This window comes from Pseudomonas sp. LBUM1649, assembly GCF_059716155.1.
Genome location: NZ_CP166807.1, coordinates 1,324,052 through 1,341,057 on the forward strand (window position 1 = coordinate 1,324,052; position 17,006 = coordinate 1,341,057).

At 59.4% G+C, this 17,006-nt stretch carries 16 protein-coding genes; 8 read left to right on the top strand and 8 right to left on the bottom strand.

Going from position 1 to position 17,006, the window contains the following annotated elements:
- Both ACA058_RS05990 and ACA058_RS05995 read left to right on the top strand, forming a co-directional pair.
- Positions 1–1,236 (top strand): RNA polymerase sigma factor, encoded by a 1,236-nt coding sequence (locus ACA058_RS05990; RefSeq protein ID WP_497638269.1) that lies wholly within the window; start codon positions 1–3, stop codon positions 1,234–1,236.
- Positions 1,237–1,334: 98 nt separating this feature from the next.
- Positions 1,335–2,698, top strand: a protein-coding gene (locus ACA058_RS05995; protein WP_497638270.1) for an IS3 family transposase whose coding sequence is annotated in 2 segments (ribosomal slippage) — positions 1,335–1,800 and positions 1,800–2,698 — 1,365 coding nt in all. Because the reading frame shifts where the segments join, the coding sequence is not laid out codon by codon here.
- A 104-nt stretch (positions 2,699–2,802) separates the two neighbouring features.
- Here the strand turns inward: ACA058_RS05995 and ACA058_RS06000 are convergent.
- The gene (locus tag ACA058_RS06000; protein ID WP_497638271.1) at positions 2,803–3,657 is read right to left on the bottom strand and encodes a LysR family transcriptional regulator; all 855 of its coding nucleotides are present in this window, start codon (positions 3,655–3,657) and stop codon (positions 2,803–2,805) included.
- Between the two features lie 89 nt (positions 3,658–3,746).
- On the opposite strand from ACA058_RS06000, the gene ACA058_RS06005 reads away from it, so the two are divergent.
- The gene (locus ACA058_RS06005; protein ID WP_497638272.1) at positions 3,747–4,184 is read left to right on the top strand and encodes a multidrug/biocide efflux PACE transporter; all 438 of its coding nucleotides are present in this window, start codon (positions 3,747–3,749) and stop codon (positions 4,182–4,184) included.
- A 170-nt stretch (positions 4,185–4,354) separates the two neighbouring features.
- On the opposite strand, the gene ACA058_RS06010 is transcribed toward ACA058_RS06005, so the two are convergent.
- Positions 4,355–5,377, bottom strand: a complete 1,023-nt coding sequence (locus ACA058_RS06010; RefSeq protein WP_497639869.1) for a transporter — start codon at positions 5,375–5,377, stop codon at positions 4,355–4,357.
- A 274-nt stretch (positions 5,378–5,651) separates the two neighbouring features.
- Here ACA058_RS06010 and ACA058_RS06015 point away from each other — a divergent pair, with 274 nt between their 5' ends.
- Positions 5,652–7,277 carry a methyl-accepting chemotaxis protein gene (locus tag ACA058_RS06015; protein WP_497638273.1) on the top strand — a complete coding sequence of 542 codons (1,626 nt, stop codon included), beginning with the start codon at positions 5,652–5,654 and terminating at the stop codon, positions 7,275–7,277.
- A gap of 85 nt (positions 7,278–7,362) precedes the next feature.
- Here ACA058_RS06015 and ACA058_RS06020 read toward each other — a convergent pair whose 3' ends face one another.
- Positions 7,363–7,671: a PepSY domain-containing protein gene (locus ACA058_RS06020; RefSeq protein ID WP_497638274.1), complete on the bottom strand. Its 309-nt coding sequence runs from the start codon at positions 7,669–7,671 to the stop codon at positions 7,363–7,365.
- Positions 7,672–7,759: 88 nt separating this feature from the next.
- A complete protein-coding gene (locus tag ACA058_RS06025; RefSeq protein WP_497638275.1) occupies positions 7,760–8,887 on the bottom strand; it encodes a glycerophosphodiester phosphodiesterase in 1,128 nt (375 codons plus the stop codon).
- A 235-nt stretch (positions 8,888–9,122) separates the two neighbouring features.
- Between ACA058_RS06025 and ACA058_RS06030 the strand changes: the two genes are divergently transcribed.
- A complete protein-coding gene (locus ACA058_RS06030; RefSeq protein ID WP_497638276.1) occupies positions 9,123–9,482 on the top strand; it encodes a DUF2025 family protein in 360 nt (119 codons plus the stop codon).
- Between the two features lie 67 nt (positions 9,483–9,549).
- On the opposite strand, the gene ACA058_RS06035 is transcribed toward ACA058_RS06030, so the two are convergent.
- From ACA058_RS06035 to ACA058_RS06045, 3 genes are all read right to left on the bottom strand, one after another.
- Complete coding sequence (locus ACA058_RS06035) at positions 9,550–10,818, bottom strand: IS110 family RNA-guided transposase (protein ID WP_497635127.1); 1,269 nt, start codon at positions 10,816–10,818, stop codon at positions 9,550–9,552.
- 564 nt (positions 10,819–11,382) lie between these two features.
- Positions 11,383–11,706, bottom strand: coding sequence for an antibiotic biosynthesis monooxygenase family protein (locus ACA058_RS06040; RefSeq protein WP_497638277.1), 324 nt, complete (start codon positions 11,704–11,706; stop codon positions 11,383–11,385).
- Complete coding sequence (locus ACA058_RS06045; protein WP_497638278.1) at positions 11,703–12,410, bottom strand: CTP synthase C-terminal region-related (seleno)protein; 708 nt, start codon at positions 12,408–12,410, stop codon at positions 11,703–11,705. The genes ACA058_RS06040 and ACA058_RS06045 overlap by 4 nt, the downstream gene beginning before the upstream one ends.
- Positions 12,411–12,425: 15 nt before the next feature.
- Between ACA058_RS06045 and ACA058_RS06050 the strand changes: the two genes are divergently transcribed.
- Positions 12,426–13,367 (top strand): LysR family transcriptional regulator, encoded by a 942-nt coding sequence (locus tag ACA058_RS06050; RefSeq protein WP_497638279.1) that lies wholly within the window; start codon positions 12,426–12,428, stop codon positions 13,365–13,367.
- A gap of 120 nt (positions 13,368–13,487) precedes the next feature.
- On the opposite strand, the gene ACA058_RS06055 is transcribed toward ACA058_RS06050, so the two are convergent.
- Positions 13,488–14,099 carry a TetR/AcrR family transcriptional regulator gene (locus ACA058_RS06055; RefSeq protein WP_497638280.1) on the bottom strand — a complete coding sequence of 204 codons (612 nt, stop codon included), beginning with the start codon at positions 14,097–14,099 and terminating at the stop codon, positions 13,488–13,490.
- Between the two features lie 215 nt (positions 14,100–14,314).
- Between ACA058_RS06055 and ACA058_RS06060 the strand changes: the two genes are divergently transcribed.
- Complete coding sequence (locus tag ACA058_RS06060) at positions 14,315–15,373, top strand: MBL fold metallo-hydrolase (protein ID WP_497638281.1); 1,059 nt, start codon at positions 14,315–14,317, stop codon at positions 15,371–15,373.
- Positions 15,374–15,526: 153 nt separating this feature from the next.
- Positions 15,527–17,005, top strand: a complete 1,479-nt coding sequence (locus ACA058_RS06065; RefSeq protein WP_497638282.1) for an amidase family protein — start codon at positions 15,527–15,529, stop codon at positions 17,003–17,005.
- The last annotated feature ends 1 nt before the right edge of the window (position 17,006 follow it).

Consider the following 17,006-nt stretch of genomic DNA (forward strand, 5'->3'; position numbering starts at 1 on the left):
ATGCCGGGGCTGTCGGTACAGGCCAGGGTCGAGCAGGTTTATCGCCAGGAGTCGCGACGCATTCTTGCGACCCTGATTCGCCTGCTCGGCGATTTTGACCTGGCCGAAGAGGCGTTGCACGAAGCGTTTTTCGTGGCGGTCGAACGCTGGCAGCAGGACGGCGTACCGGACAATCCGCGCACCTGGCTGGTCTCCACCGGACGTTTCAAGGCCATCGATGTGCTACGCCGGCGCGCACGTTTTGCGGCGTCCCGACCGCTGTTGGTCGCGCAACTGGAGGCGTTGGAACAGGCCGACTGGAGTGACGAAGACGTGGAAGACGATCGCCTGCGCCTGATCTTCACCTGTTGTCACCCGGCACTGGCGCCTGACGCACAGGTGCCGTTGACGCTGCGCGAAGTCTGCGACCTGACCACGGAAGAAATCGCCCGGGCCTTTCTCTCGGCGCCGGCCACCATCGCCCAGCGCATCGTGCGCGCCAAGGCGAAAATCCGCGACGCGAAAATCCCCTATCAGGTGCCGTCCCTTGCGGAACTGCCCGAGCGCCTCGACAGCGTGCTGCGGGTGATTTACCTGGTGTTCAACGAAGGCTATTCGGCGTCCGTCGGCGCGCAGGTGACCCGCGAAGACTTGACCCGCGAAGCGATTCGCCTGGGGCGTTTGGTGCTGGAGTTGCTGCCGGATCCGGAGGTCATGGGCTTGCTGGCCCTGATGTTGTTACACGAGTCCCGGCGCCTGGCCAGGACCTGCGCGGACGGCGACTTGATTTTGCTGGACGACCAGGAGCGCACGTTGTGGGACGCGCAGATGATCGCCGAAGGCTGTGCGCTGGTAGAGCGGGCATTGGGTACCCGACAATTCGGTCCGTATTGCCTGCAAGCGGCGATTGCGGCGGTGCACGCTGAAGCGCCATCGATCGAGGAAACTGACTGGGCGCAGATCGTCGGGCTGTATGAGGTGTTGCTGCGGGCGTGGCCGTCGCCGGTCATCGAATTGAACCGGGCGGCGGCGATCTCCCGGCGCGATGGCCCGTTGGCAGGGCTGACGCTGGTCGAGGCGATTCTGGCGCGTGGTGACCTGCTCGAATACCACCTGGCGCATTCGGCGGGGGCGGAGTTCTGTCGGCAGTTGGGCAGGGTGGAGCAGGCGCGGTCGGCTTACGAGCGGGCGCTGGAGCTGACCCAGCAAGCGCCGGAGCGGCGGTTTATTGAAGCTCGATTGCGGTCGATGGAGTGATGTGATTTTTGCCGGCCCCATCGCGAGCAAGCTCGCTCCCACAGGATGAACTGCCCCCCAAAAGTTGGACACCGATCCTGACTTTTGGGGGTGTTTCCATGGGCAAGTATTCCGTGCAGTTCAAAATCACAGCCATTAAGGCCTACATCAACGGCGACGATGGGTTTCGCAGAATCGCCAATCGCTACTCGATTGATTGCAGTCTCCTGCGACGCTGGGTTGCCGCTTTTCAAGTCCATGGCAGTGCGGGTCTGCGAGCGAATGGTCACCACTACAGTGCGGCGTTCAAGCGTTCGGTCGTTGAATGTATGCGCAAAGAACGACTTTCCTGTCGCGAGGTCGCAACCCGGTTTGGGCTCGGGCAGTCTTCGCAGGTGGGCATTTGGGAGCGCCAGTATTACAGTGGCGGTCTTGATGACCTGTCTGTACCCAAGAGAAAAAAGACTGTCTCCATGCCAAAAAAATCGCCTGTCCAGAACCAGTCCCAGCCCGTAGATGATGATTCGAAAAGCCGGGAGCAACTCAAGGCCGAGCTTGAATATCTGCGCATGGAGAATGCCTACCTAAAAAAGCTCGAGGAAATAAGGGAGGCTCCGAACAGGAGCCATCCCCCCAAGAAAAAACGCTCACCGTGATAGCGCTGCGCTCGAGGTTTCCCTTGGATGCTCTGCTCAGACTGGCCAATCTCGCGCGCAGTACCTTTTACTACCAGGTCGGCGCACTCCAGAAACCTGACAAGCATGCGGACCTTAAAGCCACTATCCAGAGCCTCTATCACGAGCATGAGGGGCGCTTCGGTTATCGACGTATTACCCTGGCGATTCGCAAAAATGAGCCAGTCAACGAAAAAAGGGTTCAGCGTTTGATGGAAGACATGAACCTCAAGTCGCTGGTGCGTCCAAAAAGATATCGGTCTTATAAAGGCCTGGTCGGCAAAATAGCGCCGAATCTGTTGGAGCGTAACTTCCTCGCGCAGCGGCCTAACCAGAAGTGGGTGACCGATGTTACGGAGTTCAAGGTCGGGCTGAAGAAACTCTACTTGTCGCCCGTCATGGACCTGTACAACGGCGAGATCCTGGCCTACCAGATCGATACCCGACCGAGTTTTGCATTGGTAACCGAAATGCTGGATAAGGCTATTGAACAGCTCCAAGGCCCGGTTAATTTGGTGCTCCACTCCGACCAGGGTTGGCAATACCAACAGCCCCGATACCAGCATGCCCTGAAGGATCGAGGCATAAAGCAAAGCATGTCGAGAAAGGGGAACTGCTTGGACAATGCGGTGATAGAGAGCTTTTTCGGAACACTGAAGTCGGAGTTTTTCTACCTCAACCGTTTTGAAAGCATAGAAGAACTGCAAACGGGCCTGGACAAGTACATCCGTTACTACAACCATGACCGAATCAAATCGAAGCTCGGCGGACTGAGCCCTGTGGAATACAGAACACGATCCGCTGGCTAGCGACAAAGACCGTCCAACATTTAGGGGTCAGTTCAGGATCGAGTGAACACTGAAGATCCACTGTGGGAGCGAGCTTGCTCGCGATGAGGCCGGTAGCTGCACCACTATTCCAGCATCTTGCCCAGCAACCAGCTACCCGCCGGCCCGGGCGGATGCAAGCGTGACCATAAGGCATCCACCGACACCGTTTTCGGCCAGCCGCGCACCTCCAGTTCCTGCAACGACCCCGCGCCGAAACGTCCTACCAGCCAACGTGGCAGCGGCGCCCAACCGAATCCGCCCTGGGCCATCTCCAGCAGCATCAGGTAGCTCGGTGCCGACCAGACCCGTCCCTTGGCGCGGCTTTCGTAAGGATTGACGATGGTCGCCAGGCGCAGTTCGCGATGCTGTTGCAGCGCGTCCTGGTCAATGCCTTTCTGGTTGGCCAGCGGATGCTCGCGGGACACGAACAGGGCGAATTCCGTGCGTTCCTCCACGGTCGAGCTGACCAGGTCCGGCGGGTAGCTGTCCTGCATTTCGGCGAAGGCGACGTGGGCCCGACCGCTTTGCACCAGTGCCACCAGGTCAGCGCATTCGGCAATCAGGCATTCGAGTTCCAGGTCTGGATAACGTGGCTCGAATGCACTGAGCGCCGCTTCGAAGCGGTCGGATTGGTAAGTGTCGGAAATCGCCACGGTCAGTTTCGCCTCGACGCCCTGGGACAGTTGGCTGGCGGTCATTTCCAGGCGGCTGGTGGCGGCCAGGATCTCTTCGGCCCGTTGCAGCATGACGTGCCCGGCGGGGGTCAGGCTGGGTTTGCGGCTGCTGCGGTCGAACAGCGTCAGGTTCAGATCGATTTCCAGGCTGGCCACGGCGGCACTGATGGTCGACTGGCTGCGGCCCAGCTTGCGCGCCGCCGCGGAAAACGAGCCTTGGGTCGCGGCCTGGACGAACGCCTGCAACACTTCCTGGGAGGCCATGAACTATCGCCTTGATCGATGGTTATTGGTTATGAAGTATCGGTCTGAAGTTGGATCATGGCAATCATCGTCACTCAAGGAGTCAGGCCATGAGCGCCAATAAATCCATTACCGAACGTATTTTCCAGGCCATCGGTTTCGAACTGCTGGCCATCCTGATCTGTACGCCGTTGCTGGCCTGGATCATGGACAAACCCATGTTGGAAATGGGCGCTGTCACGGTGGTCATTGCCCTATTGGCCCTGGCCTGGAACGTGGTCTTCAACGGCCTGTTCGACCGCGTGCTCAAGCGTTTAGCCATTGCGCACAACGCCTGGGTCCGCGTGGTGCACGCGCTGTTGTTCGAAGGCGGACTGGTCGCCCTCGGCGTACCGTTGATTGCGTGGTGGCTGAATGTCAGCCTGTGGCAAGCGTTCCTGCTGGATATCGGCGTGCTGCTGTTTTTCCTACCGTACACCTACGTTTATCACTGGGGGTATGACGTGGTGCGCGAGCGGGTGCTAATGCGCGAACACAGCAACGCATGACCTTTTGTAGGAGCGAGCACGCTCGCGATGGACTGGAGAACGCCGTGGGGTGTCAGGCTCCCCGCGTTATCGTTGACGACCATCGCGAGCGTGCTCGCTCCTACAAGGATTGCGGTGTTTCAGAACAGTTGGGTGGTCGCGGCGACCATCGATCGAAAGATCGCTCGCGCCTACAAATCCTGGCGCTTGCGAAACGCCCAGCGCCCTGCAATCACGGTAAAGGTCGCAACCAGTGCCACCAGAATCCAGAACCCTTCCGGATCCTGTGAGAGCGGCACCCCGCCGACGTTCATGCCGAAGAAACCGGCAATGATGTTGATCGGCAAGGCCAGCACCGTCACCACCGTCAGGGTGAACAGGGTGCGGTTACTCTGTTCGTTGAGGTTGGCGGCGATTTCCTCCTGCAGCAGCTTGATCCGTTCGCCCAGTGCCGTGAGGTCGTTGATGATCAACGCAAACTCCTCGGTGGACTTGCGCAGCTCCTTGACGTCCTCCTTCTGCAGCCAGGGAGGCGGGCGATTGAGCAGGCGCAGCAACGACCCAGGCTCCAGCGCCAGCAGGCGTTGCAGACGCACCAGCACCCGGCGATTGGCCCCCAGTTCAGCGCGGTTGGTCGACAGGCGCGAGGACAGCAGTTCGTCTTCGATCTGATCCACGCTCAGGCTGGTCTTGCGCACGATCTGGGTCAGTACTTCGCCCTGGTCGCGCAGCAGATGCACCAGTAATTCCAACGGTGAGCGGAAGCATTCACCGGCCTTTACCGACGAACGCAGCTTGTCCACCGAATGCAGCGGTTGCAGGCGTGCGCTGATGATCAGTCGACTGCGGGCGCAGACCCACAGTGTCGAGACATCGGAGGAGGTCATGCTGCTGAGGTTGAACACCACGTCGTTGACCACCGCCAGCAACGCCGAATCGACATGCTCGATGCGCGTCGACCGTGAACCTTCATGCAGGGCTTCGAAAAACTCGTCGGGCAGTTCCAGATGGCTCTTCATCCAGCGCTCGCACGCGGCATGGGCGAGGTTCAAGTGCAGCCAGAGAAATTGCTCGGCGTCTTGCGGGTGTTGCAGGTACTGCAATGCCCTGGCCGAATCGATCTCCTGGCCGCGCTCACCGGGGCGAAAACTGAAACCGTAAAGCAGGCCGAACAGATCCGGATCGCGATGGCTGTGATCGATGCTGTGGTTCATGAGGGCTCGCATGGGGGGCGCCTGTCGCGTGTTTTTACAGGTTCACGTGAGCCGCATCATTGCAAGGCTGGATGACGGTTTTGTGACGGTCAGTTGCTGCAAAAAATTGAGCTGCCGGTGGTCGGATTTATCTCAAGAACTGCTCTGGCACGCCGATTACGCTTGGGTTAAGTTGCGCGCCCTCAGCCATCAGCCAGGGTCGCGGACAGGGATGTCTGGACCTATTTCACGCCATGATCCGGGCGTGCCTCATTCCTGCCATGAGTACCCTTCGATGCTTTTGCAAAAGTCCTTGAGAGCGCAAGTTCTCGCCCTGCTCAGCGGCAGCCTGTTCGCGATGCTGTTGATCGCCCTGGCCTGCTTTCACTTTCTGTCCAGCGGAGTCCAGAACTACGCCAATCTGATCGAAGGACCGCTGCATACTTCGCAATTGATCGATGAAGCCAACCTGCAGTTCAAGGTGCAGGTGCAGGAGTGGAAAAACGTCTTGCTGCGCGGCAAGCAACCAGCTGACCTGGACAAATACTGGAAGCAGTTCGAAGACCGTCAAGGTGATGTGCAGCGCATTCTTGGCGAGCTGGCCGGGCAAAAGGGGATCGAGCCGCTGCTCAAGACGCGCATCGAACGCCTGCGGGACGAACATCGCCTGCTGGGCGCGGCGTATCAGAAAGGCCGCGATGCCTTCGTGGCCGCCGGCGCCGATCCAACGGTTGGCGACAGCGCGGTCAAGGGTGTGGACCGTGCGACCAGCGATCAGATGAGCGAACTGGTCAGCGCGTTGCGCAAGCAGGGCGCCGAGCAATCCACGGTGATCAGCGCCGCGGCAGAGCGGACGGTGTGGCTGGGGATCATTGTGATGCTGGCCTCAGGGTTGTTGATCGGCATGCTGAGCCTGTGGCTGGTCAACCGCAATCTGGTCGAGCCGATCCGCCAGTTGATCGAGTACGTGGCGCAACTCAGTCATGGCCGTTTCGCCGAGCACGTCGACAGCCGCCGTCAGGACGAACTGGGGAAGCTGGCGATGGCGGCCAACACCCTGCGCGATTTCCTCGCAGAAACCTTCAGTCGTTTGCAACGCAGTGCTTCGGACCTGGACAGTGCCAGCGGTGAACTGAACTCGATCGCCACCTTGATGGCCGGTGGCACCCACGAACAGTTCAACCGCACCGATCAGGTCGCCACGGCCATGAACGAAATGTCCGCCACCGCACAGGAAGTCGCTCGTCACGCGGTGGATGCCGCGCGCGCGGCTGACGACGCCGACCAGTCGGCCCAGCAGGGCGAAAAAGTCATGCAGGGCACCATTCACACCATCACCCGGATGCGCGGTGAAATCGCCAACACCGCCACGGTCATTCGGCAGCTGGAAACCGACAGCGGGCGCATCGGCAAAGTGCTGGAAGTGATTCGCGGCATCGCCGAGCAAACCAACCTGCTGGCGCTCAACGCGGCCATCGAGGCGGCCCGTGCCGGTGAAGCCGGGCGTGGTTTCGCGGTGGTGGCTGACGAAGTGCGCAGCCTGGCCCAGCGTACGGCGGCATCGATCATCGAGATCAACCAGATCATTCAAACCGTGCAAACCGGTGCGGTAAACGCGGCCCAGGCGATCGAAAACGGTCAGGCGCGCAGCGACGAAAGCGTCGAGCAAGTGACCCAGGCCGGCGCCATGCTGGAGCGCATTACCCTGGCCGTGGAAGCCATACGCGACATGAACCGCCAGATCGCGACCGCCGCCGAAGAGCAGACGTCAGTGGCCGAAGACATCTCGCGCAACCTCACCGAGATCACCAGCATCGCCAGCACCAATCTGGACAACGTGCAGCGTACCGAAACGGCAAGCAACAACCTGCACGGGTTGTCGGGGCAGTTGAACGAGGTAACGGCGCGGTTGAGTGCGTGATGAGTGGCTGCAGGCGTCTGATCTGCACCGTCTAGATGCAAAAAAGCCGCACGACGGGAACTCGTGCGGCTTTTTGCTGTGTGCATCAGTCGTCTTTCTTGTTCTTCAGGACTTCGCCGGTGGCGGCATTCAGGTCCACGTCCCATTCAACATTGGTGGCATCGCGCAACTCGACTTCGTACTCGTAGATGTCGGAGTGTTTGTCCAGGTCGCTGTCGGTAATCGTCGCGCCGGGGTGCAACTTCAGCACGACCTGGTTCAGCTCTTCCAGCGACTTGATCTTGCCCTCCTTGACCAACTGCGGGATCTGGTCGACGGGCACGTCCTTGGCCTGGGCCAGGCCGGCGGTGAGGGTCAGGGCGGCAGCGGTGAACAGAGCAGTCAGGGTTTTCATTAGGTTCATTCCTTGGGTGAACTGTTTAAGTGGGATCAGATTAACTGTGGCAACTTAATTCACCCTTAAATTCCCTTGAGTCGAATGATCAGTACCCATTGTTGCGCAGCACCTGCGCCACACTCGCCGCCGCCGGGCGTTTGTAGAACTTGAGCAGCTCGCTGGCGCGGTTAGTGAAAATGCCGTCGACGCCAGCCTCCATGACCTTCTGGTAATCCACCGCCTCATCGATGGTGTAGACGTGTACCAGCAGGCCCTGATCGTGGGTGTACTGGTTCATCCACGGTTGCACCAGGTCGGCGTAGCTTTGATCGCCACCCTGGGTCAGCGCGGCGGACGGGCCAGTGCCAATCGCGCCCTGGGCCTTGGCGTAGTCGACCCAGCGCTGGAACTCGGCTTTGTCTTTCGGTTGCTGTTTGGCGTAGTAGGCGGCCTTGTCCTTATCTCCGGATTCGGAAAAGGTCACTGTCGATTTTGGCTCGATGTTGCCTTCGCCAACCCACAGCAGCAGGATCTTCGGCACCTGCGGCATTTCCTTTTGCAGCAATTCGAGGCTGCTCTTCTCGAACGTTTGCAGGACCACCTTGCCTTTGCCCTGGCCAACGCCCAGCGCGCTTTTGGCCAGTTTCGAACCCGCGGGGCTCAGCCACCCACGATCCTGGAGTTTTTCCTTGAGGTCACGTTCGATGCCGGGAAACTGCTTGGGCTCCTTGGTTTCGATGTACAGGCCAGGCTTGTGCAGCGGATTGCCCTGAGCGATGTCGATGATTTCATCGAGGGTGAGGATTTTCAGGCCGGCAAACGCAGGCTGTGCGCGATCCGGGTAGGCCGCGTTGAACCAGCTGCCGGCATCCAGGGTTTTCAGCTCGGCCATGGTGAAGGCATTGGCCGGGCTGTCCTTGCGCTCGGGGAACTTGCTGGCGACGTCGGTGGTGCGTTGCAAATTGTTGTCGTGCAGGGCGAACAGCACGCCATCCTTGCTGCGCTGCAGGTCCAGCTCCAGATAATCGGCGCCCAGATCACGGGCCAGTCTGTAGGCGGCAGCGGTGGACTCCGGTGCATCGAAAGACGCGCCACGGTGGGCGATCACCGCCGGGTGTGGAATGCCCACGCGGGTGGCCAGTGCGGCGGGGCCGGGTTCGCTGGCGGCCTGGGCCTGGCCGAGGCCAAGCAGCAAACTCAGGAGCAGGGCGCTTTGGGGGAGGTTAGCCGGCATGGTCGAGATCCTTTCGCGATAGGTTTCAAAGAGATCTCTTTTGACAATTGAACCCGACAAGCGCTATCGCCAGACCGACATAAACCGGTTCAAAGCAGATTTTTTACCGCGCTTTTGTGCGCTGGCTTGCAGTATTCTTGGCCTCGGAAAATTCCCCGGCAGAGGGAATCCATCCCCTGGCCTTGCGTGTAAACCATCGTTCACCGGTCCTTTTTCGACCTTTTGTGAGGTTTGCATGCGCATCACTTCCCAGCTCATTTGCCAGGCCGCCGACCAGCTCCAGGGCTTCGTCGGCCTCAATCGCAAGACCGGCCACTACATCGTGCGCTTCAGCGAAGACGCGTTCGGCATGGACGTGGCCGACGACGGCATCATTCCCACCAGCGAATTCGTCTGGGTACCCGGCCCCGAACAGACCATGACACTCAAGCGCGAGTTGATACAGTTGTTGCTGGACCAGAACGTCGACGAGCGCATCAACATCACCGAACCGCTGCGGGTGTACATGAATCGGCAAGATGTGCCGGAGATTTCGGCGCTGCGCAGGCTCCTACCAGGGGAAATGCATACGGCTCCCAATCAGGCCGGCCGGTAGGCCGCCTCGCTTTGGCTGTTGCTTTGGCTTTTGATTTTCTTGCCCCCTCACGCCCTGAGCCTGTCCGTCAACCTGTGACTACCTCCATCGGCGCCTCTACCAACGTTGATCCGCGCCGCGTTAAAGCCTGCAAGTAAGCCATTTCGTCATAGACGGTGCCGTTTTTCCAGCAGCGATAGACGATTCTGATCCACTTGAAAGCAAGTGCTCTCAGGGTCGCCTGGTATGAGCAGCCTTTAGCCCGCTGCTGCCGATAATAAGCCTCGGCCCACGTTGATTGAGTGATGCTGTGAGCGGCCCATTCGACAAAGGTCTGACGCAAGAAGGTTGAGCATTGGTAGCGCCAATACACGACTTTCTTCTTTCCGCTACGCTCGGTAACGGGTGCGATTCCGGCATATCGCTGCATCGCATTGGCGTCGCTAAATCGATCACGCTGTTCACCAAAAGCCACCATCAGGCGCGGCGCAAGATGTTGGCCGGCGCCAGGGAGTGCCTTAAAGATCGGGTAATCGGCCAAGGTGCTGGCCGTTTCTTCGATCTCGCGATCAAAATCCTTGATGGTGGAAAGGAGCCCTTTGAGTTGCGACGCCAAGGCTGTTGCGTACAACTGCGAAGGACGTATTACCCCCGGGTCCTGTGTCAAAGGCATCGCTTGGGTGATGATTTCCCAGCGCGTTTGATTGAGTTGAGCGTGACGAGCGTTGTGCTCATTAAAGAACTTGAGAAAAGTACTCTGGCGAGAACGCTTGATGTGCTCAAGCGTGGGCCAGCGCATCAGAAAGTCACAGAACACCACGGTGTCATGACTGCTAAACAGCTCCAGGGCCAATGGATAATACTGTTTGAGCGTACAGATCAAGCGGTTGCTGACCTTCACTCGCTCATCAACCAGTGCACGTCGATGTTCTGTCAGGCTGGCCAAAATACGCATGGCCGGGCTTTGCGGCATCAGCTGCGCAAACCGTTGGGGATAGGTGAGCAACAACTCAAGCGCCCATTGAGCATCGGTCGGATCATCCTTGGCACCGCTGCGGACAAAGGTTTTACGGTGTTTGGCCAAGGTGCTCGGATTGATTGGAAACAGGCAAAAGAACTCGTACTTTTGCAGGGCCGCCACCAACGGGCCCTTGTTGAGCTCAAGAGCAATCGCGATCGGAGCGCCGTAGCGCTCAAACAACGATTTCGCCCAACGATCAATCGATTGGGGTGTGTGGTCGATGACAGAGAAGTGCCGCCGGGTTTCCCCCGCGACCTGCAAACACACGTCATGCTTGGTATCTGCCCAATCTATTCCGACATAAGCAGTGAATTTCTGAGACAGGAGCGTTTGCATCAACAACCTCCACAGGCGCTAAAGTACATGCAGGAACATGCATGCTTACGTCCAGCGAAAGCGATATAGAGAGCCGTGTCGGGCTTTCCCTGAGTATTCGTTAGAGGGCGCAAGCGCACCTGTGGGCTCGAAGGTGAGGAGGTAATCATCGCGTGCTTGAGAGGCATATTCGTAGCCCACAGGTGCATGCTCCTTCCCTTGATTAAAACTGACTTCCAGACACCGAAGTATGGAAGAGGAAAGGAACGGACAACCTATATCGAGAGGCTTCGTTCCGGTTCTGCGCAGTGGGCAACCCGGCATGGATGCCGGGTTAGCCGCGCTGGGCCAAGGATGGCCCATCGCGGCGGGCCCTGTAGGAGCGAGCATGCTCGCGAAAAACCAGAGAGCACCGCGGGGTGTCAGGCTCCCCGCGTAATCGTTGACCTCCATCGCGAGCAGGCTCGCTCCTACAGGGCTCTTCCAAGTGACTCGCTGTAAGAGCGGAACCATAAGTGGCCGTTACCGCAGCAATGGATATGTACTACGTCAACAAACAACAGGTCGGCTGTCAGGCCGCCATCGCTACTGCGTGAACCCATACGCCCGCTCAACCCGACACACCCGCGTATCACACTGCGCATACCAGGTCGAACGCCCGCGCTCACGGATCGCCCGGTGTTCGGGATGCTGCTTCCACGCCAGGATCGCCGCCTCACTGGCCCAGTACGATACAGTGATCCCCAACCCGTCCTCACCCCGGGCCGACTCCACACCGAGAAACCCCGGTTGTTCCCGCGCCAGCTCGACCATCCGCTCGGCGGCGTCGCTGTAACCCTGATCCCCCTCGGTACGCAGTGAGGTGAAGATCACCGCGTAAAACGGCGCCGGCGGTGTATTGGCGATCATGACTGCTGCACCGCGCAGGCCTGGACCAGGACCCGCACCAGCGGCGGCAGGGTGCCCTTGAGTGCAGCGCGCTCCGGTTGGAACAGCGTGGCGACAAAGAACGGATGACCCCTGAGCTCGACCGCGCGCAAACCGTGCTCGGCATCATGGCCTACAGCGTGAAGTGCGTGCTTGAGCAGTTCCCGTTCGAATTCAGGATTCACGCCGTAGCGGCAGCGATAGCCCTCACGAATTTCCGAGGTTTCATACGCCTTGGCGATCATCGAGCCTTCCAGCAAATGAATAGTGTCCACCGTCTCCACCAGTGAGCACGCCAGCGGCGCGAGCAATGCCCGCGGTGCATCGGGTGCAGTCTCGCCATGTTCGGCATCCGACCAACCGAGCACGTTGCGCGCGTATTCCAGCACCGCGTGTTGAAAACCGCCGCAGGTGCCGAGGAAAGGCCGCCGCTGTTCACGGGCAAAACGAATCGCTCGCAAAGCTCCGTCCATGCTGCGATAAGGGCTGGCGGGCACACACCAGAAACCGTCGAACCCGCTGAGCGGCGTGTCGGCATGCAGGCTATCAGTGGCCAGCCACTGCCCTTGCACGTTTCGGCCACTGTGTTCGGCGGCCATGCCGAGCGCCACAGGGATGGCCTGGTGGGCGGTGACTTGCGGGTCGTGATCGCCGATCAGGGCGATGCGAATGACGCGGTTTTCCATGGGTGACCTCGGCGCTTGTTGATTCCTGGCACCCACTATAAATTGGCGTTAACGCACTCAATATGGGCATTTTCCCAAGTGATCAATGCAACGACGCACTATCGACTGGACTACCCGGACCTGGCCCTGGTTCTCGCATTGGTACGTGGCGGCTCCCTGGCCCGGGCCTCGCAGCTGATGAGGGTGGATGTCTCGACGGTATTTCGATCCGTGCGTCGATTGGAAGCCGCGCTGGGCCAGCCGTTGTTCGAAAAAAGCCGCGCCGGTTACCTGCCCACCACGCTGGCGCAAGGCCTGGCGGAGCAGGCCGAGCGTGCCGAACAGGCATTGGAAGCCGCGAGGGTCGGCGTGGAGCAGGGCGGCGAAGTCGTCAGCGGTACCGTGCGCCTGACCTGCACCGATTCGGTCCTGCAAGGTTTGCTGTTGCCGGCGCTGGCGCAGTTCATGCCGAACTATCCGGCGTTGACCCTTGAGCTCAGTACGTCCAACGACTTTGCCAACCTCAGCCGCCGCGATGCCGACATCGCCCTGCGCCTGACCCGTGCACCACCGGAACATCTGGTGGGGCGACGTCTGGCGGGGATTTCCTACCGAGTGTGTGCCAGTGCCGGTTATCTGCAAGCGGTCGATGCGACCGATCTGGCGTCACTGACCTGGATCGCCCCCGACGACTTTCTGCCTGATCATCCGACAGTGGCTTGGCGCCGCCAGGCATTGCCGGGGGTGATGCCGGGTTATCGCTGCAACAGCATGCTGTCGGTCACCGAACTGGTGCGGGCGGGGTTGGGCGTGGCGGCGTTGCCGGACTTTCTGATCGGTGACGGATTACAGCCGCTGGGCGAGCCGTTGCACGGATACGACACCGCGCTGTGGCTGCTGACCCGCCCGGATTGCCGCGCCCTGCGCTCGGTGGTGACACTGTTTGACGAGTTGGGGCGGGTGCTAAAGTTGCCGTAGGCTGATCAGGCCTTTGGCTTGCCAGCTCACTACAGCCTCAGCGCGAGTTTCATTCTGAAACACATTGCCCGGTAAAAATCGCAGCGATCAATCGTTCTAGGCCGCGGTCGAGATTGTCATTTATTGCAACTCATACCAGGCCAGAAACATGTCCAGCGCCGACTCCACCACGGTGCCTTGCATCTCGGCCGACAGACCTGGCAACCCCATGGAAATCTGCGGCCAGAAGGCAAAGGATTTGAGCATTCCATAGACCTGTTGTGCGGCAAATTCCGGGTCGACCGCTTTCAAACGTCCATCGGCCTGGGCGGCACGAATCCACAGGGTCAGGTTTTCTTCGCGCTCACCCATTCGGGTCACCATGCTTTGCGCGCGCTCGGGAGAGTGGATGGTCGCAGCGATGGCCACCCGCGCCAGATCGAGCAGATTTTCATCGCTAAGCATCTGCAGTTTTGCCGTCAGCAGTTGACGCAACTGGTCACGCAAGGGCAGGTCGGTGCGGTAGGGCGCTTCCTGTTCCGCCGATACCCGGACCCATAATTGATTGAGGATTTCGGCGAACAATTCTTCCTTGCTAGGGAAGTGGTTGTACACCGTGCGCTTGGACACACCGGCGGTGGCGGCAATCTTGTCCATGCTGGTGATGTCGAAACCATTGGCACGGAATTCGACAATCGCCGCCTGAATGATGGCTTCGCGTTTACGGTCGGTGAGGCGCTGTGGAGCTGTCATAAATACGCTTCGGTAGGAAGAAATGAAAATTACACTCAGCAGTTTACTTGTCATCGCCTTTGCTGCAACCTTGAAACTACACTGTGCAGTGTAATGTTTTGTTAATCCTGCCCGGTAAAAAATAGAGTGTTCGGCTGATGCGTGCGTGCCTTGGCCATTTATCGTCCCAAAACGAAAAATCGTGAAGCGTGCGGTTTTTCTGGAGTCATTCCCTCATGGCCAAATCAACTCCCCAGGCGAACAGCGCCTCCAGGCCTGAAGCTTCCCGACAGGCTCAAGGGCAGTTTCAAAACCATAGGTCGATACAGCATTTGAGCCTTGGCAAAACCCTGCGCATCCTCTGGAACGCGATGTTTCACAAACCGCGCAACACCCGCCCGACGGCGCCTGTGCCGGTGCAGCCGCTGACGCAAGCGGCGTTGATGGCGGCGCCCAACCACAGCGTCTATCGCCTGGGCCATTCCACGGTACTGCTCAAGTTGCGGGACAGATTCTGGATTACCGACCCGGTGTTCGCAGAACGCGCCTCCCCCGTGCAATGGGCCGGCCCCAAGCGTTTTCACCAGCCGCCGATCAGCCTCGACCAATTGCCGCCGATTGAAGCGGTGATCCTGTCTCACGATCACTACGACCACCTGGACTATCAGGCGGTGCTCAAACTTGCCGACAAGGCCAAGTACTTCCTCACCCCGCTGGGCGTGGGCGACACCCTGATCAAGTGGGGTATCGACACCAGCAAAATCCGCCAACTGGACTGGTGGCAGGGCACTGAGGTCGAGGGCATCCAGTTCGTCGCCACCCCCTCGCAGCACTTTTCCGGTCGCGGCCTGTTCGACGGCAACAGCACCCTCTGGGCCTCGTGGGTGATGATCGACGGCGATACGCGGATCTTCTTCAGTGGCGACAGCGGCTACTTCGACGGCTTCAAACGCATCGGCGAACAATACGGCCCTTTCGACCTGACCCTCATGGAGACCGGCGCCTACAACGTCGACTGGCCTCATGTGCACATGCAACCTGAGCAAACCCTGCAAGCCCACCTCGACCTCAAGGGGCGCTGGCTGCTACCGATTCACAACGGCACATTCGATTTGTCGACGCATGCCTGGTACGAACCCTTCGACCGCATCCTGGCTCTGGCCTGGGAGCGTAATGTCTCTATCACCACGCCACGGATGGGCGAGGCATTCAATGTGATGGCTGCGCAGCGTGGCACTGCGTGGTGGTATGAAGTCGAAGAGCAGGTCTACCAGAATCAACAAAGCCTCGGGTGAAGCAACTACAGAACGAGGCGAGTTTTCCTATGTGATCCGGGGGCAAGTGATGACGGACATTTCCGGCCGAGTCTGTAGGCTGGGAAGCGAGTGAGCTCATTCACTCGCTACCACAAGGATGTCATTCACATGGATGTAAGGATAACAGGCTGCATGACGCGGCTGGCCCAGATTGTTCTGCTTTCGATCGCAAGCTACGCCAATGCGCAAACATTGGAATACTTGAGTGTCGATCAAATCAGTAAGGAAATGGAGCGCGGCCAACTGAGTGCCGAGGCGCTGGTGCAACACCTGCAACAACGCATCGACAGGCTCGATAAAAACGGACCAACGATCAATGCGATCATTGAGCTAAACCCCGATGCGCTGGCGATTGCCAGGTCGCTGGATCGGGAGCGCGAAGGCGGGCATGTTCGCGGCCCCCTGCACGGTATTCCAGTGTTATTGAAAGACAACATCAATACGTCTGACCAGATGCAGACCAGCGCCGGGTCATTGGCCATGATCGGGCAGCCCGCCGCCAGGGATGCCTTTATCGTGCAACGGCTAAGGGCGGCAGGCGCGGTCATTTTGGGCAAAACCAACCTCAGCGAGTGGGCAAATTTCCGTGACTCCGCGCTTCCCGACGGCTGGAGTGGCCGAGGCGGGCAAACCAGGAATCCGCATCTGTTAAGCCAGACGCCCTGCGGTTCGAGCTCAGGTTCCGGTGCGGCAGTGGCCGCAGGTTTTGCACCCTTGAGCGTGGGGACGGAAACCATCGGCTCAATTATCTGTCCGGCATCGCTCAATGGCGTGGTGGGGCTCAAGCCCACGGTAGGATTGCTGAGTCGCAGTGGCATTGTTCCGGTGACACACAAACTCGACACCCCGGGGCCGATGGCTCGCACCGTTCGCGACGCGGCAATACTGCTCAATGCCATGACGGGTCATGACGCTGCCGATCCGGTCAGCAAACCGAGCGCCCTCAATGACGTGGACTACACGGCCTTGTTGAAACCTGGTTCGTTGGTGGGACGGCGCCTCGGTTATCCCCTCAAGTTCGATTTGAGTGGTGAGGCAACGCAGAGCGATCCGCAGTTTTCCCGGGCGCTGGAAGTCATGCAGGCTGCCGGCGCAACCTTGATACCCATCGAACTCAAAGACCCGCAGTCAGCCCAAGTGGACGAGGCGCTGTCGATGGGCATCAAGCGACACCTGCCCGAATACCTCGCGAAACGAACCGGCCTGGCCATCCAGAGCCTGGAAGAACTGGTGCGTTTCAATCAACACACACCCGGCGTCGAAGGCCATGGGCAAAGTGTATTGAGCGCTGCCAACAACGTGGCGTTTGACCAGCGCACCTACGAGGAACTGTGGCAAAAAATCCAGCGTGAAAACGCCACTGTCATCGATGACGTCCTGGCGCGGCACCAACTGGATGCCGTGGTGCTGGATGTCGGCTCACCGGGGTTGAACATCGTTCCACTGGCAGGCTATCCCAGCCTCATGGTCCCTACTGGAGCGGATGAAGACGGGCTGCCCACGTCTGCATTGTTCTTCGGTGCACGCTGGCGCGAAGCCCATCTCCTGGCATTGGCTTATGGCTATGAACAAGCCTCCCATGCGCGGCCAACGCCGATATTCAAGCCGTAGT

Coding starts and splice junctions, on each gene's coding strand:
- ACA058_RS05990 (WP_497638269.1), top strand. CDS start 1: ATGCCGGGGCTGTCGGTACAGGCCAGGGTCGAGCAGGTTTATCGCCAG.
- ACA058_RS06000 (WP_497638271.1), bottom strand. CDS start 3,657: ATGGCCTCCCAGGAAGTGTTGCAGGCGTTCGTCCAGGCCGCGACCCAA.
- ACA058_RS06005 (WP_497638272.1), top strand. CDS start 3,747: ATGAGCGCCAATAAATCCATTACCGAACGTATTTTCCAGGCCATCGGT.
- ACA058_RS06010 (WP_497639869.1), bottom strand. CDS start 5,377: ATGAACCACAGCATCGATCACAGCCATCGCGATCCGGATCTGTTCGGC.
- ACA058_RS06015 (WP_497638273.1), top strand. CDS start 5,652: ATGCTTTTGCAAAAGTCCTTGAGAGCGCAAGTTCTCGCCCTGCTCAGC.
- ACA058_RS06020 (WP_497638274.1), bottom strand. CDS start 7,671: ATGAAAACCCTGACTGCTCTGTTCACCGCTGCCGCCCTGACCCTCACC.
- ACA058_RS06025 (WP_497638275.1), bottom strand. CDS start 8,887: ATGCCGGCTAACCTCCCCCAAAGCGCCCTGCTCCTGAGTTTGCTGCTT.
- ACA058_RS06030 (WP_497638276.1), top strand. CDS start 9,123: ATGCGCATCACTTCCCAGCTCATTTGCCAGGCCGCCGACCAGCTCCAG.
- ACA058_RS06035 (WP_497635127.1), bottom strand. CDS start 10,818: ATGCAAACGCTCCTGTCTCAGAAATTCACTGCTTATGTCGGAATAGAT.
- ACA058_RS06040 (WP_497638277.1), bottom strand. CDS start 11,706: ATGATCGCCAATACACCGCCGGCGCCGTTTTACGCGGTGATCTTCACC.
- ACA058_RS06045 (WP_497638278.1), bottom strand. CDS start 12,410: ATGGAAAACCGCGTCATTCGCATCGCCCTGATCGGCGATCACGACCCG.
- ACA058_RS06055 (WP_497638280.1), bottom strand. CDS start 14,099: ATGACAGCTCCACAGCGCCTCACCGACCGTAAACGCGAAGCCATCATT.
- ACA058_RS06060 (WP_497638281.1), top strand. CDS start 14,315: ATGGCCAAATCAACTCCCCAGGCGAACAGCGCCTCCAGGCCTGAAGCT.
- ACA058_RS06065 (WP_497638282.1), top strand. CDS start 15,527: ATGACGCGGCTGGCCCAGATTGTTCTGCTTTCGATCGCAAGCTACGCC.